19 protein-coding genes are annotated in these 18,461 nt (G+C 72.9%); 5 read left to right on the top strand and 14 right to left on the bottom strand.

Going from position 1 to position 18,461, the window contains the following annotated elements; genetic code table 11:
• Positions 1-8 precede the first annotated feature (8 nt).
• From Q7L73_RS08580 to Q7L73_RS08550, 7 genes are all read right to left on the bottom strand, one after another.
• Entirely contained in the window at positions 9-1,220 is a 1,212-nt protein-coding gene (locus Q7L73_RS08580; protein ID WP_304694116.1) for an SIS domain-containing protein, read from the bottom strand.
• Positions 1,217-2,005, bottom strand: coding sequence for an SIS domain-containing protein (locus tag Q7L73_RS08575; RefSeq protein WP_304694115.1), 789 nt, complete (start codon positions 2,003-2,005; stop codon positions 1,217-1,219). The genes Q7L73_RS08580 and Q7L73_RS08575 overlap by 4 nt, the downstream gene beginning before the upstream one ends.
• Positions 2,006-2,031: 26 nt before the next feature.
• Complete coding sequence (locus Q7L73_RS08570; RefSeq protein WP_304694113.1) at positions 2,032-2,778, bottom strand: GntR family transcriptional regulator; 747 nt, start codon at positions 2,776-2,778, stop codon at positions 2,032-2,034.
• Between the two features lie 85 nt (positions 2,779-2,863).
• Complete coding sequence (locus Q7L73_RS08565) at positions 2,864-3,775, bottom strand: ROK family protein (protein ID WP_304694111.1); 912 nt, start codon at positions 3,773-3,775, stop codon at positions 2,864-2,866.
• Positions 3,775-4,614, bottom strand: coding sequence for a carbohydrate ABC transporter permease (locus Q7L73_RS08560; protein WP_304694109.1), 840 nt, complete (start codon positions 4,612-4,614; stop codon positions 3,775-3,777). Before Q7L73_RS08560 ends, Q7L73_RS08565 begins: the two co-directional genes overlap by 1 nt.
• Positions 4,611-5,504: a carbohydrate ABC transporter permease gene (locus Q7L73_RS08555; RefSeq protein ID WP_304694107.1), complete on the bottom strand. Its 894-nt coding sequence runs from the start codon at positions 5,502-5,504 to the stop codon at positions 4,611-4,613. The genes Q7L73_RS08560 and Q7L73_RS08555 overlap by 4 nt, the downstream gene beginning before the upstream one ends.
• A 68-nt stretch (positions 5,505-5,572) precedes the next feature.
• Positions 5,573-6,928: an extracellular solute-binding protein gene (locus tag Q7L73_RS08550; protein WP_304694105.1), complete on the bottom strand. Its 1,356-nt coding sequence runs from the start codon at positions 6,926-6,928 to the stop codon at positions 5,573-5,575.
• Between the two features lie 248 nt (positions 6,929-7,176).
• Here Q7L73_RS08550 and Q7L73_RS08545 point away from each other — a divergent pair, with 248 nt between their 5' ends.
• Complete coding sequence (locus Q7L73_RS08545; RefSeq protein ID WP_304694103.1) at positions 7,177-8,424, top strand: N-acetylglucosamine-6-phosphate deacetylase; 1,248 nt, start codon at positions 7,177-7,179, stop codon at positions 8,422-8,424.
• 33 nt (positions 8,425-8,457) lie between these two features.
• Here Q7L73_RS08545 and dmpG read toward each other — a convergent pair whose 3' ends face one another.
• The 3 genes from dmpG to Q7L73_RS08530 form a co-directional block, all read right to left on the bottom strand.
• Complete coding sequence (gene dmpG, locus Q7L73_RS08540; RefSeq protein WP_304694102.1) at positions 8,458-9,462, bottom strand: 4-hydroxy-2-oxovalerate aldolase; 1,005 nt, start codon at positions 9,460-9,462, stop codon at positions 8,458-8,460.
• Complete coding sequence (locus Q7L73_RS08535) at positions 9,459-10,334, bottom strand: acetaldehyde dehydrogenase (acetylating) (protein ID WP_304694100.1); 876 nt, start codon at positions 10,332-10,334, stop codon at positions 9,459-9,461. The genes dmpG and Q7L73_RS08535 overlap by 4 nt, the downstream gene beginning before the upstream one ends.
• Before the next feature lie 71 nt (positions 10,335-10,405).
• Positions 10,406-11,305 (bottom strand): NAD(P)H-binding protein, encoded by a 900-nt coding sequence (locus Q7L73_RS08530; RefSeq protein ID WP_304694098.1) that lies wholly within the window; start codon positions 11,303-11,305, stop codon positions 10,406-10,408.
• A 132-nt stretch (positions 11,306-11,437) separates the two neighbouring features.
• On the opposite strand from Q7L73_RS08530, the gene Q7L73_RS08525 reads away from it, so the two are divergent.
• From Q7L73_RS08525 to Q7L73_RS08515, 3 genes are all read left to right on the top strand, one after another.
• On the top strand, positions 11,438-11,914 hold the full coding sequence (locus Q7L73_RS08525; protein ID WP_304715522.1) for a hypothetical protein: 477 nt from the start codon (positions 11,438-11,440) through the stop codon (positions 11,912-11,914).
• A gap of 78 nt (positions 11,915-11,992) precedes the next feature.
• The gene (locus Q7L73_RS08520; protein WP_304694094.1) at positions 11,993-12,919 is read left to right on the top strand and encodes a ring-cleaving dioxygenase; all 927 of its coding nucleotides are present in this window, start codon (positions 11,993-11,995) and stop codon (positions 12,917-12,919) included.
• Positions 12,920-13,017: 98 nt separating this feature from the next.
• A complete protein-coding gene (locus Q7L73_RS08515) occupies positions 13,018-14,565 on the top strand; it encodes a sulfatase (RefSeq protein ID WP_304694092.1) in 1,548 nt (515 codons plus the stop codon).
• Between the two features lie 9 nt (positions 14,566-14,574).
• Here Q7L73_RS08515 and Q7L73_RS08510 read toward each other — a convergent pair whose 3' ends face one another.
• The 3 genes from Q7L73_RS08510 to sigJ all read right to left on the bottom strand — a co-directional run bounded on the left by Q7L73_RS08510 (position 14,575) and on the right by sigJ (position 16,630).
• Positions 14,575-14,991, bottom strand: coding sequence for a hypothetical protein (locus Q7L73_RS08510; RefSeq protein WP_304694090.1), 417 nt, complete (start codon positions 14,989-14,991; stop codon positions 14,575-14,577).
• Positions 14,991-15,614 carry a nucleotidyltransferase domain-containing protein gene (locus tag Q7L73_RS08505; RefSeq protein WP_304694088.1) on the bottom strand — a complete coding sequence of 208 codons (624 nt, stop codon included), beginning with the start codon at positions 15,612-15,614 and terminating at the stop codon, positions 14,991-14,993. The genes Q7L73_RS08510 and Q7L73_RS08505 overlap by 1 nt, the downstream gene beginning before the upstream one ends.
• Before the next feature lie 92 nt (positions 15,615-15,706).
• Positions 15,707-16,630, bottom strand: a complete 924-nt coding sequence (gene sigJ, locus Q7L73_RS08500; RefSeq protein ID WP_304694086.1) for an RNA polymerase sigma factor SigJ — start codon at positions 16,628-16,630, stop codon at positions 15,707-15,709.
• A 94-nt stretch (positions 16,631-16,724) separates the two neighbouring features.
• Between sigJ and Q7L73_RS08495 the strand changes: the two genes are divergently transcribed.
• On the top strand, positions 16,725-17,723 hold the full coding sequence (locus Q7L73_RS08495; RefSeq protein ID WP_304694084.1) for an NAD(P)-dependent oxidoreductase: 999 nt from the start codon (positions 16,725-16,727) through the stop codon (positions 17,721-17,723).
• Here the strand turns inward: Q7L73_RS08495 and Q7L73_RS08490 are convergent.
• The gene (locus tag Q7L73_RS08490) at positions 17,668-18,441 is read right to left on the bottom strand and encodes a MerR family transcriptional regulator (RefSeq protein ID WP_304694082.1); all 774 of its coding nucleotides are present in this window, start codon (positions 18,439-18,441) and stop codon (positions 17,668-17,670) included. The two genes, Q7L73_RS08495 and Q7L73_RS08490, sit on opposite strands and share 56 nt — an antisense overlap.
• Positions 18,442-18,461: the final 20 nt, after the last annotated feature.

Here is an 18,461-nt window from a genome sequence, read left to right as displayed (position 1 = left end):
CGACGCGCTCAGGCGGTCGCGGTGACCTTGGAGAGGCCGGGCGGGTGATCCGGGTCGACGCCGCGCTCGCGCGCGACCGCCAGCGACAGCTGCTGCAGCCGCACCGCGTGCACCAGCGGCCGCAGGTGCTCCGGCAGCTCGCCGGGGACGCTGACGTGGAGACCGCTCGCGGCGGCGCCGGGCGCGATGGCGGCGGGCGCGGTGGCGCCGGGCACGTCGTCGCCGGGCGCGTCGAGCGGGTCGCCGATCACGTGGACGGGGACGCCGCGGGCCGCCAGCAGAGCGGCCACCTCGCGGGCGTCCTCGCTGACCGGGCCGCGGACGTGCTGGAGCACGACCGGGCGGTCCGGCTGCGCGAGCGCGAGCGGGCCATGGCGGACGTCGACGGTCGACCAGGCGAGCTGCGCCGTGCCGGTCGTCTCGATCAGCTTCAGCGCCGCCTCGCGCGCGATCGGCAGCAGCGGACCACGGCCGAGGTGGAGCGCGACGTCGGCGGAGGCGACCGCGCGGGCGAGCGGGAGGACCGCGTCGCCGTCGGCGACGCACGCGCGCACCGCCGCCGACACCGCCGCGGGGTCGAGCGGGACGCGCGGCGGGTCGTCGATGAGGGACGCCCCGCGCGCGCCCGACGCGTCCCGCGTGAGGTCGAGCGCCTCGGCTGCCAGCGCGAACGCGAGCAGCGTCGCGGTGAACGTCTTCGTCGCCGGCACCGCCGTCTCGACCCCGGCGCCCAGGGGCGCCACCACGTCGGCGGCGCGGGCGAGCGGGCTCGTAGGGTCGTTGGTGATCGCGAGCGTGACCGCTCCGCCGACGCGCTGGCGCTCCAGCGCGCTGACGATCTCGGGCGTCGCGCCCGACTGCGAGACCGCGATCGCGAGCACGCCGTCGAGCCGCGTCGTCAACCCGTAGCGGGTCGCGATCGACGGCGCCGTCGACCACGCCGGCACGCCGAGCGCGCTCTCCAGCAGCACGCGGCCGTACGCGGCCGCGTGGTCGGACGAGCCGCGCGCCGTCAGCGCGACGCCGCGCAACGGCGACGGGAGCGCCGCGCGCAGCGCGCGCGTCCACTCCCCCGCCGCCGCCAGCGCGCCGTCGACGACGGCCGGCGTCTGCTCGATCTCGACCGCCATCGCGACGCCGAGCAGGCCCGGCGTCGCGCCGGCGCCGGCGCGCGGCGCGCCCGGGGCCCCGCCGCCCGTCCGGGAGGCGGATCCGCTCACCCCTTCATCTCCTCCTTGAACGACGCGAGGTGCTTGCTCTGCGCCTCGATCATGCGCTCGCGGTAGATGCCGTAGACCTCGTCGGTGTCGGTCAGCGTCACGCCCGGCACCGTCGGCGAGGCGAACGTCGGCATCTCGACGCCGCGCTCCGCGAGCGAGGTCGCCGTGCGCGCGACCAGCTCGTGCGCGAGCGACATCGCCAGCACCGTCGAGGAGCCGGCGACCGGGCGCGACCAGCCGTCGACGTCCACGATCGCGTCCTCGACCGGCGCGCAGGTGTCGATCACGACGTCGGCGACGTCAGGCAGGCGGTTGCCGGAGGAGTGTCTGGCCGGCTGGTCGAGCATCGCCTTCGCCGTGATCGCGATCACGAACAGGCCGCGTCTCTTCGCGTACAGCGCGGTCTCGATGCCGGAGGCGTTGCGGCCGGAGTGGCCGAAGACGATCAGCGCGTCGCCGGGGTTGATCGGCTGGTGGGCGAGGAACTTCTCGGCGTAGCCCTCGGTCCGCTCCAGCCACAGCAGCTCGCGCACGCCGCCGGCGCCGAGCACGTTGTGCCACATCACGCGCGGGTCGGTCAGCGGGTTGAGGCCGACGTAGGAGCCGTAGCGGGGGAAGATCTCCTGTGCCGGGAGCACGGAGTGGCCGGAGCCGTAGAGGTGGACGAGGCCGCCGCCGGCGATCGACGTGGCCATCGCGGCGGAGGCCTGCTCCAGCGCCTCGCTGTTGACTTCGCCAGCTCTTTCGAGCAGCGCGACGAGTCGCGGCAGGTACAGGTTCGCCATGGTGTGGTGGGTCCTTTCGGGTGGGGCTAGAAGGTGCGGAGCGTCGAGCGGATCTCGTACTTGTCGCCGCGCATGGTGGAGACGGTGAACTCGTACGGACCCTCGTGGTCGTGCGTCGTGCGCTCGACGATGAAGACGGGCGTGCCTGCCTCGATCTCGAGGATCGCGGCGTCGTCGGGGCCGGCCGAGCCGACGCGATAGACCTCTATCGCCTCTCTCGGCACGATCCCGTAGACGGTCCGCAGCCGCTCGTAGAGCGAGGCGTCGTCCTGGTCTGCGATGTGGAGGTCGGGGGCGCGGTCGATCCGCACGTGCGCGGTCTGCACGCCCATCGGCTCGTCGTCGCCGATCCGCAGGCGGCGGATCTGGTTGACGTCGTCGCCCTCGGCGATCCCGAGCGCGATCGCGACCGCCTCGCTGGCCGGCACGACGGTCGCGCCCAGCAGCCGCGATCTGCCTCTCGCGCCGAGCCGAACGACCTCCTGGGTGAAGCTGGTGAGGCCCGAGTCGCCGGCGATCAGGCGCGCGTCGCGGACGAACGTCCCGCGCCCCTGGTCGCGGCGCAGCAGCCCCTCGGACTCGAGCTGGCGGACGCCCTGGCGGACCGTGATGCGCGAGACGCCGAACGTCTCGCAGAGCTGGTCCTCGGTCGGGATCTGGAAGCCGGCCTGCCACTCGCCGGCGGTGATGCGGGCGCGCAGCGCCTCGGCCAGCTGGTGCCAGAGCGGCTCCGGACGGCTGCGGTCAAGCGGACCGAGAGGAGGAACGCTCATCGAAGATCCCCTCTCCGCCGGATGAACGAGCCGCCAGGCGAGTTCGTCCACGGAAAGCAAGGCCGCAGGCCGCAGCTTTTCGCAGTCATCTGTGAAGCTCCCACCAGGTCGGGCCGCGATGCGCGGCGATCAGCGCGCCGGCGATGCCGGCACGGGGTCCATGAGCGCCCGCGCGCACCGGGACGGCGCGCAGGTGGCGCGGCAGCCGCGGCGCGAGCTGCTCCCGCAGCAGCGGCTCCAGCACGTCGGTCGCGGCGGCGACGCCGCCGGCGAGCAGCACGACCTCGGGGTCGAGCAGCGCGACCGCGCCGGCGAGCGTCGCGCCGAGCGCGGCGACCGCCGGCTCCAGCGCGCGCAGCGCCGCAGCGTCGCCCGCGCGCGCTGCCGCGATCAGGCCGGCGCCGTCGCGCGGAGGATCCAACGTCGCGCCGGCCGCGTCGAGCGCCGTCCCGGAGGCGTTGCGCTCGAGCCAGCCGAGTCGCTCGTCACCGGGATCTGAGAGATCGGCGCAGGCCCAGCCGAACGAGCACGCGCCGCCATGCGCGCCGCGCGCGATCCGCCCCTGGCTGAGCACAGCCGACCCGATCCCGGTCCCCACGGCCACGAGGATCGCATCTCGGGTCCCGGAAGCGGCCCCGTCGGCCGCCTCGGCGAGCAGCGCGAGCTGCGCGTCGTTGCCCGCGACGACGTGGCCGTGCTGGGTGGGTGGGTCAGCAAAAACAGGCTTCAGCAGGTTGGCGAGGTCGACGCCGTCGAGGTACGGCAGGTTCGGCACCCAGCGGCAGACGGTGCCGTCGACGAGGCCGGGGATCGTCAGCCCGATCGCCGTCGGCGGCTGCGGCAATTGGCGGGCGTAGGCGGCGACGCGCGCGCCGAGGTCGCCGGCCGAGCGCGGCGCCGGCTCCTCCCCGAGCGCGCGCGGCGCGTCGCCGGGCTGTGAGGACCACGCCGCGCGCAGGCGCGTGCCGCCGAGGTCGATGCCGAGCACGGGCGACATCAGCCGGTCATCCCCGCGCGCGACATCGTGTTGACGAAGAACCGCTGCAGGATCACGAACAGGATCAGCGGCGGCAGCACGGCGAGCGTCGCGCCGGCCATCACCTGCGGCGTGTTCGCGGCCGAGCCGGTGTAGGTCAGCAGCCGCGCGAGCGAGATCACGATCGGCGACGCCTGCTCGTTGCCCTGCAGCACCGTCAGCGGCCACAGGTAGCTGTTCCAGTGGTAGACGAAGGCGAACATCGCCAGCGCCGCGAGCGCCGGCAGGACGTTCGGCGCGACGATCCGGAAGACGATCCGCAGCTCGCTCGCGCCGTCCAGCCGCGCCGCCTCGATCAGCTCGTCCGGGACGCCGGCGATGAACTGGCGCATCAGGAAGATGCCGAAGGCGTTGGCGAGGTTGGGCACGATCACGCCGACCAGCGACGCGTCCCAGCCGAGCTGGGTGACGATCCGGAAGAGCGGGATCAGCGTCACGATCGGCGGCAGGAACATCGTCCCGATCAGCACCGCGAAGAGCGCGTTCTTGCCGCGGAAGCGGTACTTCGCGAAGACGTAGCCGGCCAGCAGCGAGGTCAGCAGGATGCCGGTCGTCGTGAGGCCCGCGATCAGCAGCGAGTTGATGAAGCTGCGGGGGATGTCGATCACGTCGTTGACCGCGCTGAAGGCGTCGGTCGTCGGGTGGCCGGGGACCCACACGGGCGGCGTCTGCAGCGCCTCGTCGGAGGACTTGAACGCGGTCGCGACCATCCACAGGATCGGGAAGGCGGTGATCACACAGGCGATCAGCATGAAGCTGAGCAGCGCGGCGCGGCGGGTGATGCTGACGCGGCGGGTCATCGGTCGTCTCCCTTGCGCATCAGCGCGAACACGAGCGTCACGACGGCCATCAGCGCGAGCAGCAGCGTGACCGCCATCGCGGAGGCGAGGCCGCCCTGCGAGCGCTCGATCCCGACCTGGCGGATGTGGTAGGTGAGGACGTTGGTCGAGCCGACCGGGCCGCCCTGGGTGATCGTCGCGACCGGCTCGAACACCTGGATCGCGTTGATCAGCGCGATCACGACGCAGAACAGCAGCGTGCGGCGCAGCAGCGGCAGCGTGATCTTGAACAGCAGCTTGACGTTGCGGGCGCCGTCGAGCGCGGCCGCCTCGTAGACCGACGGCGGGATCTGCGTGAGGCCCGCGACGACCAGCACAGTGAAGTAGCCGAGCTGCTGCCAGACGTTGAGGAAGACGAGCGATATCAGCGCGGTGCCGGTGTCCGACAGCCACGGCTGCGGGCCGATGCCGAACCAGCCGAGCGCCTGGTTGACCGGGCCCTCGGTCGGCGAGTAGAGCTTCGACCAGACGATCGCGACGGCGATCATCGGCACGCAGTAGGTCGCGAACAGGACCGTCCGCAGGAAGGTCGTGCCGCGCACCGCGGCGCGGTGGACGATCACGCCGAAGAGGATCGAGAGCGGGATCAGCAGCGCGATCGAGAGGCCCGCGTAGACGAACGTGTTGCGCAGCGCCTGGCGGAAGTCGCGCCCGACCAGCGCGGAGCTGAAGAGCGCGTCGAAGTTTCTGAGGCCGACCCACTCGGCGTCGCCGAACGGCGTCGCGGTCGACCATCTGTGCAGCGAGAGCCACAGCGTGAGGACGATCGGGATCAGCACGAAGACGCCGATCAGGCCGACGCTCGGTGCCAGGAGCCCTGCGGCCCACCAGTTTTGTCGTGCAGTGCGCATGTGAATTCAGAAGGTGAGGCAGAGCGCGGACGGGAGCTTGGGGGTGGTCCCGCCCGCGCGGTGCGTCATCAGCCGGCGGCGGTCTCCAGGACCGACTCGGCGTCCGCCTGCGAGCGCTCCTGCGCGTCGCCGGCGCTCATCTGGCCGGCCTGCAGGGCCTCCAGGTTTCTCTGCAGCGACTCCGTGAACTCCTGACCGCCGAGCACGATCGGGAACGGCTTCGCGTTCGGAAGCTCCTCGACGTAGGCCTTCAGGAACTCGCGGCTGAGGTCGCCTCTGTACGCCTCCAGGTCGGAGGTGCGGCTCGGCAGGATGCCCATCGACTGCAGCAGCGCCGCCATCGCCGAGTGGCCCTCCTCGCCCGACTCGGGCGAGTTGAGGTAGGCGAGGAACTCCCACGCCGCTCTCTGCTCGGCCTCGCCGGCCTTGCCGTTGACGACGGTCAGCCACGAGTAGGAGACCGAATGCGGGGCGTCGCCGCTGGGGCCGACCGGGATCGGCGCCGTGGCGATGTCGCTGAATCTGCCTCTCATGCCGGCTCTCAGCGCCGACTCCCACCAGTTGGCCATGATGATCATCGCCGTCTTGCCGGAGACGAAGTTCTCCAGGTAGGGGCCGGTCGTGTTCGCGTCGGCCGTGCTCATCTGCGCGCTGGAGACCTTCTCCTTGTTCGCGAGCTGGTCGACGAGGTCGAACGTCTCGCCGGCCTGCTGGGAGTCGAGCGCGGCTCTGCCGTCGGCGATCAATTCACCGCCGTTGGAGTAGAGCAGCGAGGTGAACGGGTGGACGGTGCCGGCGGCCCACGAGCTGATCAGGCCGAAGCCCTGCTGCGTGATGCGGTCGCCGTCCTTCTTCGTCAGCTTCTTCGCGTCGGCGATCAGCTCGTCCCAGGTTCTCGGGGGATCGGCGATGCCGGCCGCTCTGAAGAGCGCCTTGTTGTAGTTGAGCGCGTAGAGGTCGACCTCGTTGGGGTAGCCGTAGGTGCTGCCGTCGACGCTGGCCGCGCCGGCGAGGTTGGCCGGCCACTCCTTCGTCACCTCGGCGGCGTTGGCCGCGGGCGCTCTCGACAGGACGCCGTCGCGCACCAGCTCGGGCAGCCAGAGGTCGTAGATGCTCGCCATCGTCGGCCCGTTGTCGCCGCCGGCCTGCGAGCGCAGCGTCGTCAGCAGATCGGCGAACGGCACCGCGCGGATCTCGACCTCGACGTCCGGGTGGTCGGCCGTGTAGGCGGCCGTGACTCTCTCGAACGCTCTGACCGTCTCCGGCGCCCAATGCGTCAGGAACGAGATCTTGACCTTGTCGCCGGAGCCTCCCCCGCTCGCGGTCGATGCCCCCTTGTCGTCGTCGCTGGACCCGCAGGCGGCGACGACGAGCGCGCAGACCGCCAGCAGCAGCAGCGCGACATATCGGGACGTTCTTCTCACAGACCCTCTCCCTCTCCACTGATCGTCCTCCGGCCCGGTCCGCGGGCTCGACGGCCGCATCGGCCGCACTCGGAGGGAATGACGATAGGATGTTATAATGAATCGTGCCGGAGGAGAGGTGCGGCTGTCAAGAGCAGTCGCTCGCGAGACCGGCGAACGTCGCGTCGGAAGACTCGATCGGCTTCGCCCGCTCGCGTCGCCTCGACGCGCCGCCCGCAGGCATCGACCTCGTCCATAGGCTCCCGCACATGACCACGCTCACCTGCACGCAGCTGCTCGTCGGCGGCCGCTTCGCCGGCCCCGGCTCGATCACGCTCGGCGGCGACCGGATCGCCGCCGTCGCGCCGTCGCCCGCCGGCGACGCCGACCTCGTGCTGGAGGGCGGCGTGCTGACCGCCGGCATGGTCGACCTGCAGCTCAACGGCGCGGTCGGGGTCGACTTCGCGCACGCTGACGCCGCCGGCTGGCGCGCCGTCGCCGCCCACGTCGCCGCCCACGGCGTGACCGCCTTCTGCCCCACCTTCATCACCGCGCCGGTGGAGCGTCAGCGGGCGGCGATCGCGGCGACGGGCGCGGCGATGCGCGCGCTTGCCGCAGATCGCGGCGCGGATGACGCAATTGCTGGCGCAGATGCCGCAGATCGCGGCGCGGGCGATGCGGATGCTGGCGCGGATGCGCCCGTCGCGCAGCCGATCGGGGCGCACTTGGAGGGGCCGTTCCTCTCTCCCCTGCGGCCGGGCGCGCACGACCCGACGCTGCTGCGGGAGCCGAGCGCGGCGGCGCTCGACGCGCTGCTCGACGGCGCCGACCTGAGCGCGCTCGCGTTCGTCACGCTGGCGCCGGAGCTGCCGGGCGCGGAGGCGGCGATCGCGCGGCTGCGGGCGGCGGGCGTGCAGGTCTCGCTCGGGCACAGCGACGCGACCGCGGCGCAGACCGCGGACGCCGCGCGCCACGGCGCGAGGCTCGTGACCCACCTCTTCAACGCCCAGCGCGCCTTCAACCATCGCGAGCCGGGTCTGCCGGCGCGGGCGCTGGTCGACCCGCTGCTGGTCAGCGGGCTGATCGTCGACCTCCGCCACGTCGCCGCCGACGCCGTGCGGCTCGCGTTCGCGGCCGCGCCGGGGCGGATCGCGCTCGTCTCCGACGCCGTCGCCGCCGCCGGCATGACCAGCGGGCCGTTCAGGATCGGCAACGTCGAGGCGTTCGCGCACGCGGACGGGCCGCCGACGCTCGCCGACGGCACGCTCGCCGGCTCCGCGCTGCACCTGGACGAGGCGGTCCGCAACAGCGTCGCGCTCGGGATCGACCGCGCGACCGCGCTGACCGCCGCGACCGCCGTCCCCGCCGCCGCGCTCGGCGACGCCGGCCGCGGCGACCTCGCCGCCGGCCGCCGCGCCGATCTCGTCTGGTGGGACGACGACCTGCGCGTGCGCGCCGTCTGGATCGGCGGCCGCCGTATCGACGCCGGCGACCGAGCGGAAGCCGGCAGCGCGTAGCGCCGCCGGCGCGCGCGACCACGCGACGGTGTGTCAGCCGCGCTGCTCGGCCAGCTCGGCGGCGGCGTCGATGATCATGTCCTCCTGGCCGCCGACGATCCGGCGGCGGCCCAGCTCCATCAGCACGTCGCGCGGCTCGACGCCGAACTTCGCCGCCGCCCGCTCGGCGTGCAGCAGGAACGAGCTGTAGACGCCGGCGTAGCCGATCGACAGCGCCGTGCGGTCGATGATCTGCGGGCGCTCCATCAGCTCCGCGACGACCTCCTCGGCGACGTCCATCAGCGGGAACAGCTCGGCGCGCGTCTCGTGACCGGAGCGCTCCAGCGCGGCGGCGAGCACCTCCAGCTGGGCGTTGCCGGCGCCGGCGCCGAGGCCGCGCAGCGAGCCGTCGAGCCAGCTCGCGCCCGCGTCGGCGGCGGCGAGCGCGTTGCCGACGCCGCAGCCGAGGTTGTTGTGGGCGTGGAAGCCGACCGCCGTCTCCGCGCGCAGCTCCGAGCGCAGCGCGGCGACGCGCGCCGCCGCCGTGTTCGGCACGAGCGCCCCGGCCGAGTCGACGATGTAGACGACGGAGGCGCCGTAGGACTCCATCAGCCGCGCCTGCGTCGCCAGCTCCGCCGGCTCGATCATGTGGCTCATCATCAGGAAGCCGACCGCCGTCATCCCGTGCGACGCCGCCCACGCGATGTGCTGCTCGGCGATGTCGGCCTCGGTGCAGTGGGTCGCGATCCGCGCGATCGAGGCGCCGAGCGCCTGCGCCTCGCGCAGTCTCCGCAACGTCCCGATCCCGGGCAGCAGCAGCGCCGCGATCCGCGCCTGCGAGACCGCGCCCGCGGCCGCCTCGATCAGCGCGGCGTCGGGGAAGACGGAGCGGCCGTACTGGATCGAGGAGCCGCCGACGCCGTCGCCGTGCGAGACCTCGATCGCGTCGACGCCGGCGCGGTCGAGCCCGGCCGCGACCGCTGCCACCTGCTCGGGCGAGAACGAGTGTCTGACCGAGTGCATCCCGTCGCGCAGCGACGAGTCGACGAGCGTGATCATGCCGTCGCTCCCGCGCCGCTCAGCAGCCGCTCCGCCAGCCGCTCGCCGACCTCGGCCGCGGCGGCCGTCATCACGTCGAGGTTGCCGGCGTACGGCGGCAGGAAGTCGCCCGCGCCCTCGATCTCCAGCAGCACGGTGACGAGCTCGCCGTCGACGTCGCACAGCCGCAGCCGCACTCCCGGCACGTAGGAGCGCATCCGCTCCAGCATCTCCAGCACCGAGGTCTCGATCGCGCCCGCGTCGGGCCGCCGCACCTGCGCGAAGACGGTGTCGCGCATCAGGATCGGCGGCTCGGCCGGGTTGAGGATGATGATCGCCTTGCCCTCGTCCGCCCCGCCGACGCGCTCCAGCCCGCGCGCGGTCGTCTCGGTGAACTCGTCGATGTTCTGGCGCGTGCCGGGGCCGGCCGAGCGGGAGGAGATCGTCGCGACGATCTCGGCGTAGGCGACGTCGGCGACGCGGTCGATCGCGTGCACCATCGGGATCGTCGCCTGCCCGCCGCACGTGACCATGTTGAGGTCGGGCGCGTCGAGGTGGGCGTCGAGGTTGACGCAGGGGACGACGTAGGGGCCGAGCGCGGCCGGCGTCAGGTCGACGCAGACCTTGCCGGCGGCGGCCAGCAGCGGCGCGTGCTCGCGGTGCGCTCTGGCGCCGGTCGCGTCGAAGACGAGCTGGATCTCGTCGCGCTCGAGCACCGCGTCGATCCCGCGCGCGCTGCTCTCGACGCCCAGCTCGCGCGCCCGCGCCAGGCCCGGCGAGTCCTCGTAGACGCCGACCATCAGCGCCGTCTCGACCGCCGTGCTGCGCTGCAGCTTGACCAGCAGGTCGGTGCCGATGTTGCCCGGCCCGAGCACTGCCGCCTTGATCCCCATCCGCCAAACCCCCTCGTCCGCGAGCGTGCCGCCGACCTTACCAGCGGCCTCCGCGACCGCCGCGCCGGCCGTCAGCGTCCGTCGACGGCGGCGCGCACGGCGGTCGCGAAGTCGCGCGGGTCGTCGTTGATCCCCGCGGGCGGCGGTCTGCGCACCAGCATCTCCTCGCGCAGGCCGTCGACGAGCGGGCGCACGAGCGCGGACTCGACCGGCGTCACGAGCTGGACCCAGTAGGAGGAGAGCCGCGGCGACAGCACCGGCACGCGCACGATCAGCGGCGGGCGGCGATCGAGCGCGTGCGCCGTCTGCTCCATCATCGTGCGGTAGCTGAGCGGCTCCGGCCCGCCGACCTCGACGTCGCCGCTGACGTCGTGGCGGTCGCGCAGCGCGGCCAGCGCGCCGACGACGTCGTCGACCGCGATCGGCTGCGTGCGCGTGTCGATCCAGCGCGGGCAGACCATCGCCGGCAGCCGCCGCACGAGCGCCTCCAGCATCTGGAAGGAGGCGCTGCCGGCGCCGATCACCATCGCCGCGCGCACGTGCACGAACTCGGGCGCGTGCGGCGCGAGCGTCGTCGCGACCTCGTCGCGGCTGCGCAGGTGCTCGGAGGAGCCGCTGCCGGAGAGGCCGCCGAGGTAGATCAGCCGCCGCACGCCGGCCGCTCTGGCGGCCGCGCCGAACGTGCTCGCCGCCTGGCGGTCGCGCGCGGCGAAGTCGCCGTCGCCGCCGCGGCCCATCGAGTGGATCAGGTAGTAGGCGGTCTCGACGCCGTCGAGCGCCTCCTCCAGTCCGGCGCCGGAGACGGCGTCGCCTCTGACGATCCGCGCGCCGGCCGGCGCGCGGCGCGGGTCCGGTCTGCGCATCAGCAGGCGCAGCTCGCTCGCGTCGTCGTCGCTGTCGCGCTGCGCCAGCACGGGCGCGAGGCGGCCTCCGACGTAGCCGGAGGCGCCGGTCAGCAGGACGGTGGTCATGAGAGGGATACGTCCCCGCGGCGGGCCGGGCTCACACCGCCGGGGTTCGCGCGCAGCAGATCGCGTTTGGCGCGTCGGAACTCGCGGAACCGTCACACCCGACACCACCCACCCGGAAGCTGGAGGTTCGCCGTGAAGCGGACGTTGACCGCCATCCTGACCGCGCTCGCGCTGTGCGGCGCCGCCGCCGCGCCGGCGATCGCCGACGACGCTTCGCTGAAGCGCGCCACCGAGCAGGGCCAGCGTGGCGTCAAGGCGCCGCTGCGCGGCTTCCAGAAGGCGCTCGACACGCTCGACGCCGACCGGCCGAGCAGCGCCAGGAACGTGCAGGTCGCCACGCGCAAGCTGCGCACCGCGGTCGCCAGATACGCCGAGAGCGTCGCCGCCGAGGATGCCTCGAGCGCGCGCTTCGCGAGAGCGCGCAAGGCGCTGCTGAAGGGCCTCAGAACGCAGCTCGCCGGACTGACGATCTACGACCGAGGGATCGGCCAGCTGCTCGCGGGCAAGGCCGAGCAGGCGAGAAGGACGCTGAAGGCGGCCGGGCGCAAGTTCGACCAGTCGGTCAAGCAGCTCGAAGGGGCCGAGGGGACTCTGATCGCGAAGGACTGAGCACGGCGCCGCTCCGCCGCCGTGGTAAAGTAGTTGCGTAGTCAACAACTTCTTCCACCGCGGCAGCGGAGGGCAGCCATGCAGCTCGAAGGCATCCACCACATCAGCTCGATCACCGCCGACGCGGCGCGCAACGTCGACTTCTACGTGCGCGTGCTCGGGCTGCGGATGGTGAAGAAGACGGTCAACCAGGACGACCCGTCCGTCTACCACCTCTTCTACGCCGACGAGCAGGGCTCACCCGGCGCCGACCTGACCTTCTTCGAGTACCCCGGCGCCCGCGCGGGGCGTGCCGGCGCGGGGATGATCCACACGATCGTGCTGCGCGTCGGCGCGGAGGCGTCGCTCGACTTCTGGCGCCTGCGGCTCGCCGACGAGCAGGTCGACAGCGAGCGCGGCGAGCGGTCGCTGCGGTTCGCCGACCCGGAGGGGCTCGGCTACGAGCTGATCGTCGACGAGAGCGGCGACGCGCCGCTCGCGGCGCAGTCGCCGGACGTCCCCGCCGAGCACGCGATCCGCGGCTTCGCGGGCGTGCGGGCCTACTCCGCCGACCCGGCCCGCAGCGCCTCGCTGCTGCGCGAGACGCTCGGCTTCCGAGCCGACGACGACGCTGACGCCTGGGAGGCGCGCGGCGCGCGGCGCGGCGGCTTCTACGCCTACGACGCCGCGCCCGAGCAGCGCGGGATCGGCGGCGCGGGCACCGTCCACCACGTCGCCTGGGCCGCCTACGACGCCGAGATCGAGGCGTGGGACGAGCGCGTACGCGCCGCGGGTTCGCACACCTCGGGCCTCGTCGACCGCTACTGGTTCAGAAGCGTCTACTTCCGCGAGCCGAGCGGCGTGCTGTTCGAGCTGGCGACGCTCGGCCCCGGTTTCACGGCCGATGAGCCGCTGGAGACGCTCGGCCAGTCGCTCGTGCTGCCGCCCCGCTTCGAGTCCCAGCGAGCGCAGATCGAGGCCAATCTGACACCGCTGCCGCCGACCCGTCCGGCGACGGTTTCATAACATGGACAGCGGGACGCGCCGAATCGCTGCGCGTCCCGCCGGGTTCCATCGAGGAATCCCCCACGACGCAAGCGAAGCCGCTGGAGGCAATTTCCTCAATGGGCAACGAGATCGATCGACGAGAACTGCTGCGCCGCGCGGGCGTCGCCGGCGCCGGGCTCGGCGTCGTCGGCCTCGCCGCCGGCTGCGCCGACAGCGGCTCCAACACCGCGACCGCCGCCGCGACCGCGACCGTCGCCGCCAGACCGCGCACGCCGAAGCGCTACGGCAGAAAGGTCAAGAAGGGCGAGGTCCCGAACCTGCTGCTCGTCATCATCGACTCGGTCCGCGCCGACGCGCTCGGCTCCTACGGCCGCCGCAACGCGCACACGCCGAACCTCGACGCGCTCGCGCGCGAGTCGCTGCGCTTCACCGAGTGCTATCCGGAGGCCTTCCCGACCGGCCCGGCGCGCGCGACGATCTTCGGCGGCAGCCGCCTCTTCCCGTTCCGCGACTGGAAGAAGCCGACCGACATGCCCTCCACCCCGGGCTGGCAGCCCGTCCCGGACGAGAACCTGATCTCGACGCTGAGACGGGCCGGCTACTGGACCGGCTACGCGGTCGACACGCCGTGGGTCCAGGTCGGCTCGCAGAAGCCGTTCCAGGCCGACTTCGACAGATACGTGCCGATCCCCGGCCAGACCGGCACCGTCACGGCCAACGAGAACATCATCAGCGACGCCGAGCTGGCGAAGTGGGTCGCGCCGAAGATCCTCACCTCCTCCTCCGGCCAGAAGATGCGCCAGTACCTGGCGAACATGGCCAGCCGCAAGACCGACGACGACTTCCTCCCCGCGAGAGTCTTCACCGCCGGGATGAAGCTGATCGAGGAGGGCAAGAAGTCCGACAAGCCGTTCGCGGTCGCGATCGACTGCTTCGACCCGCACGAGCCGTGGGATCCGTCGCCGAGATACATCAAGCTCCACGGCGGCTCGCTCAACCGCGCCTGGAACCCGGGCACGGTCCTCAACGGCACCTCGAAGTCCAACGGCCTCGGCCCCAAGGACGTCAAGCAGATGCAGGCGCTGTACTACGCCGAGCTGACGATGGCCGACCGCTGGTTCGGCAACTTCATGCAGCGCTTCCACGAGCTGGGCCTGGAGAGAGACACCGTCGTGATGTTCCTCTCCGACCACGGCTTCCTGCTCGGCGAGCGCGGCTACGTCGCGAAGTTCGCCTGGGAGCTGCACCCGGAGCTGATCCACGTGCCGATGATGATCCGCCACCCCGAGGGCAAGGGCGCGCGCAGAACGACCGACTACTACTCGCAGACCGAGGACGTCGCCTCGACGCTGCTGGCGGCCGCGGGCGTCGAGAAGCCGGAGTGGATGGACGGCGCCGACCTGATGCCGCTGACCGAGGGCAAGCAGCCGAAGAAGAGACGCGACTACGTCACCGGCGCCTACTCCTCGATCGTCTTCGCCCGCGACAGAAACTGGTCCTACGTCGCCGACAACCAGGGCGGCAGACCGGAGCTGTACAACCTCCGCCGCGACCGCCGCGAGGTCCGCAACCTGGCCGGCTCCAACAGCAGCCAGGCGCGCAAGATGTACAACGGCATGATCAAGCGCGACGCCGGCGGCCCGCTGCCGAAGTTCCCCTCCTAGCGAGTCGGCTCAGCGCCCGCGCACCTGCTCGGCGAACGAGAGCAGGTGCGCCGCCTGGCGCATCACACCACGCAGCTCCGCGCCGCCGAGGTTGATGAAGCCGTACTGGGCGGTGTCCTTGACGTTGAGCAGCCGCCGCAGTTGGCGGGACGCCGTCTCGCCATCCGGCTCGATCTGCGCGACGAGCGCCTCGGCATCGCGATGGTCCTGACCGCGCGAACCCTCCAGCGCGTCGCAGCACGCCGCGTCGCACGCCGCGATCCCCGCCAAGACCGCCAGCGACGCGGCGACGTTGCACGACTCGGGGTTGTCAGGCTCCTCGAGCGCCACCAGCTCCGCAACCTCCAGGAACTTCCGCGCGTGTTCCCGGCGGGCGCGTGCGTCGGCGGCTGTGCACAACTGGGTGCGGCCCGGCTTGCGCGCCATCATGCCTCCTCGCCGAGGATCGCGGTCACAGGCGGGCCATGGACGACGACCGCGTCGCGCAGCAACTCCGCGACGACCGGCGGGCGCTGCTTCCTGAGGCGCGGAAGCTCCTGTTCGGAAAGCTCTACGAGGCCCGCGTGGTTGCCCGACCAGCGGGCGATCGACTCGCTGAGCCCGTCGAGCTGAGCCTGCCAGCCCGGCTCGCCGGCCCTCGTGGCCCGTGAGCGGACAACGAGCAGGTCGATGTCGCTCTCGGTTCCGCCGTCGGCACGGGCAAACGAGCCGAACACCGCCGCGAAGCGCGGTGCGATCGCCCATCCACCGATCTCGTCGCGGATGCGCCGCAGCAGCTCCACGCGCAGCTCGGCAAGAGCCGCCACCGCGCCGGCGGCGACGTGATCTCGATTGAGCGTGAACAGCAATGCTCCGCCGGCCTCCTGCCGCCTCACCAGACCTTGCTCGACGAGGCGGTCGAGGACGGTCAGCACACCGCGTTGAGATCCGCGCCGGGCCCGTCTTGCGACCTCACGCCCCGAGAGCGGCTGCGACGTCCCAGCCAACGCCGCGAGCACGTCGCCGTCGAGGCTCGGGACGACGGCACTGTACGGGCGAGAGAGGTCCATCGGCTCCGCACCATAGCGCGCCAGCGAGCGTAATAATGCTCAGTTGAGCGGAATACTGCTCATATGTGGAGATCCGCTCTCTCCGTATTGGCTCACCCGCCGCGTCTCGCCGAGGGGCGCAGCGCGAGCGTGGAGCGGGTGCCGAGGCGGGCGAGCTTGTCGGGGTTGACGACGGAGTTGACGCGGGCGATGCGGCCGTCGGCGACGTCGAGGCCCATGACGGCGGCGAGCGCGCCGTCGGCGTCGTGGATCAGCAGGCCCGGCTGGCCGTTGACGGTCGCCGCGGTGAACGTGACGCGCTGCTCGACGCCGATGCGGACGAACGCGGCGAGCGCCTTGCCGACCGCCGCGACGCCGACGAACGGGCGCGGCAGGGCGCGCGCCTTGCCGCCGCCGTCGCCGACCAGCACGACGTCGTCGGCGAGCAGCGCGACGAGGCCGTCGAGGTCGCCGCCGCGGGCGGCGTCGAGGAAGCGGGCGGCGAGCGCGTCACGGCGCTCGGCGTCGGCGTCGAAGCGCGGCCGCTCGGCGTCGACGCGTCTGCGCGCGCGGCTCAGCAGCTGACGGCAGGCCGGCTCGCCCTTGTCGAGCACGGCGCCGATCTCGTCGTAGCCGTAGCCGAACGCCTCGCGCAGCACGAGCACCGCGCGCTCCTCCGGCGACAGCCGCTCCAGCAGCGCGAGGAAGGCGAGCGAGATCGTCTCGTCGGCCTCGACGCGCGCGGCGGGGTCGGGCGGCGAGGCGGCGGCGACGGCGGGCGCGGCGGCCAGCTCGACCAGCGGCTCCGGCAGCCACTCGCCGACGTACTGCTCGCGCCGCACGCGCGCGGAGCGCAGCACGTCGATCGACAGGCGCGTCGCGACCGTCGTCGCGAACGCCTCGTCGTTGTCGGCGGCCGCGGCCGAGTGAAGCCGCAGCAGCGTCTCCTGCGCGACGTCGTCGGCCTCGGCGGCGCTGCCGAGCATGCGGTAGCCGACCTCGAACGCGAGCCGGCGCAGTCGCTCGTTCGTCTCCATCGGGAGCAGCATCGCACGGGCGCTGGGGCAGCGGCGCGGGCGGGCGGATCGCGGGGAGCGGTCACAGACGCGCGCGCTCTCTCGTCGGAGGGGCATGAAGATCTTTCTCGCAGGAGCGACCGGGGCGATCGGCTCCGCGCTCATCCCACAGCTGACCGCCGCCGGCCACAGCGTCGTCGGCACCACCCGCAGCGGCGCGAAGGCGCAGCGGCTGCGCGAGCTCGGCGCCGAGCCGGCGATCGTCGACGCGCTCGACCGTGACGCCGTGCTCTCCGCCGTCGCGCAGGCGCGACCCGACGCGATCGTCCACGAGCTGACGGCGCTCTCGGCCGTCAACCCGCGCAAGGCCGCGCAGTCGTTCGAAACCACCAACCGGCTCCGCACCGAGGCGCTCGACCACCTGCTGGCAGCCGCCCGCGCGGGCGGCGTCGAGCGCGTCGTCGCGCAGTCGTTCACGAGCTGGCCGTACGCGCGCGTCGGCGGACCGGTGAAAAGCGAGTCCGACCCGCTCGACCCGAGCCCGCCGAAGCAGCTGCGCGCCGCGCTGGCGGCGATCGCGTACGCCGAGCGGCGCGTCACCAAGGCCGGCGGCGTCGCGCTGCGCTACGGCGGCTTCTACGGGCCCGGCACCGGGATCGCGCCCGGCGGCGAGCAGTGGGAGCAGGTCCACCGGCGCAAGTTCCCGATCGTCGGCGACGGCGGCGGGATCTGGTCGCTGGTCCAGATCGAGGACGCGGCGGCGGCGACCGTCGCCGCGCTCGAGCGCTGGACGCCGGGCGAGCTCTACAACGTCGTCGACGACGATCCCGCGCCGGTGCGCGAGTGGCTGCCGCTGCTGGCGCAGGCGATCGGGGCGCCGCCGCCGCGGACCGTCCCGCGCTGGGTCGGGCGGCTGCTCGGCGGCCACGTGATCGCGATGATGTGCGAGGCGCGCGGCGCCTCCAACGCGAAGGCGAAGGCGAAGCTCGACTGGCAGCCGCGCTGGCCGAGCTGGCGCGAGGGGTTCGTCGCGCTGGCGAGCGGCGGCGCGGGCGCCGTCAGCCCGCCAGCCGCTTCAGCACCTCGGGGCGCTTCATCACCTCAGGATGCTTGAGCACGCGCTGCAGCTGCTTCTCGACGACGCGCGACATCTCCTGCTGGAAGCCCGCCGCGACCGCCTCGGTCGCGAGCGGGCGCAGGCGCGCGAGCGCCTCGTTCAGCTCGGCCCACTCGCCGGCGTTGCGTCTCTCGGGGTCGATGTTGCCGCCGGCGAGGTCGACGATGAACAGCCTCGCGAACGCCTCCGCGATCGAGCGCGTGCTGCGCTGGATCTGCTCGGCGACGGCGAGCGCGTGCAGCGGCGGGACGCCCATCCGCACCAGCTCGGTGCCGGCCTTCAGCAGCGTCGGGCTCGGGACCTCGAACATGTCGTCGGAGATCGGCCTGACGACGCCCAGTCTCTGCGCCTTCTTCAGCGCCTTCGGGTCCGGGCCGCCCATGCGCGCCTCCAGCTCCAGCCGCGTCAGCAGCTCCGGCTCCTCGTCGCCGAACGCGGACAGGACCGCGCGGCCGAAGTCGAGCAGCTGCTCGCCCCCGCCCGGCGAGGCGGTCACGAGCCGCTCGATCGCCTTCAGGTTGAAGCCCTCGGCCTGCATGTCCTGTATGAGCCGCAGGCGCGCGACGTGCTCCGGCCCGTAGTAGCCGGTGCGGGCGCGCACGACCGGCGGCGGCAGCAGCCCGCGCGACTGGTGCGCGCGGATGTTGCGGACCGTCATCCCGGTCTCGCGCGCCAGCTCGTCGATCGTCAGCTCGTCAGCGGTCTGCTCGCTCATCGATCCCAATGCTACGGGGC

The sequence above is a fragment of the Conexibacter sp. CPCC 205762 genome (assembly GCF_030646155.1).
Lineage (GTDB): Bacteria > Actinomycetota > Thermoleophilia > Solirubrobacterales > Solirubrobacteraceae > Conexibacter.
This window is presented reverse-complemented; position numbering and strand designations above follow the sequence as displayed.

What these genes read in the sequence shown, in the direction of transcription:
- Q7L73_RS08575 (WP_304694115.1), bottom strand. Translation starts at nt 2,005, where the DNA reads ATGGCGAACCTGTACCTGCCGCGACTCGTCGCGCTGCTCGAAAGAGCT.
- Q7L73_RS08570 (WP_304694113.1), bottom strand. Translation starts at nt 2,778, where the DNA reads ATGAGCGTTCCTCCTCTCGGTCCGCTTGACCGCAGCCGTCCGGAGCCG.
- Q7L73_RS08565 (WP_304694111.1), bottom strand. Translation starts at nt 3,775, where the DNA reads ATGTCGCCCGTGCTCGGCATCGACCTCGGCGGCACGCGCCTGCGCGCG.
- Q7L73_RS08560 (WP_304694109.1), bottom strand. Translation starts at nt 4,614, where the DNA reads ATGACCCGCCGCGTCAGCATCACCCGCCGCGCCGCGCTGCTCAGCTTC.
- Q7L73_RS08555 (WP_304694107.1), bottom strand. Translation starts at nt 5,504, where the DNA reads ATGCGCACTGCACGACAAAACTGGTGGGCCGCAGGGCTCCTGGCACCG.
- Q7L73_RS08545 (WP_304694103.1), top strand. Translation starts at nt 7,177, where the DNA reads ATGACCACGCTCACCTGCACGCAGCTGCTCGTCGGCGGCCGCTTCGCC.
- dmpG (WP_304694102.1), bottom strand. Translation starts at nt 9,462, where the DNA reads ATGATCACGCTCGTCGACTCGTCGCTGCGCGACGGGATGCACTCGGTC.
- Q7L73_RS08535 (WP_304694100.1), bottom strand. Translation starts at nt 10,334, where the DNA reads ATGGGGATCAAGGCGGCAGTGCTCGGGCCGGGCAACATCGGCACCGAC.
- Q7L73_RS08530 (WP_304694098.1), bottom strand. Translation starts at nt 11,305, where the DNA reads ATGACCACCGTCCTGCTGACCGGCGCCTCCGGCTACGTCGGAGGCCGC.
- Q7L73_RS08520 (WP_304694094.1), top strand. Translation starts at nt 11,993, where the DNA reads ATGCAGCTCGAAGGCATCCACCACATCAGCTCGATCACCGCCGACGCG.
- Q7L73_RS08515 (WP_304694092.1), top strand. Translation starts at nt 13,018, where the DNA reads ATGGGCAACGAGATCGATCGACGAGAACTGCTGCGCCGCGCGGGCGTC.
- Q7L73_RS08510 (WP_304694090.1), bottom strand. Translation starts at nt 14,991, where the DNA reads ATGGCGCGCAAGCCGGGCCGCACCCAGTTGTGCACAGCCGCCGACGCA.
- Q7L73_RS08505 (WP_304694088.1), bottom strand. Translation starts at nt 15,614, where the DNA reads ATGGACCTCTCTCGCCCGTACAGTGCCGTCGTCCCGAGCCTCGACGGC.
- sigJ (WP_304694086.1), bottom strand. Translation starts at nt 16,630, where the DNA reads ATGGAGACGAACGAGCGACTGCGCCGGCTCGCGTTCGAGGTCGGCTAC.
- Q7L73_RS08495 (WP_304694084.1), top strand. Translation starts at nt 16,725, where the DNA reads ATGAAGATCTTTCTCGCAGGAGCGACCGGGGCGATCGGCTCCGCGCTC.
- Q7L73_RS08490 (WP_304694082.1), bottom strand. Translation starts at nt 18,441, where the DNA reads ATGAGCGAGCAGACCGCTGACGAGCTGACGATCGACGAGCTGGCGCGC.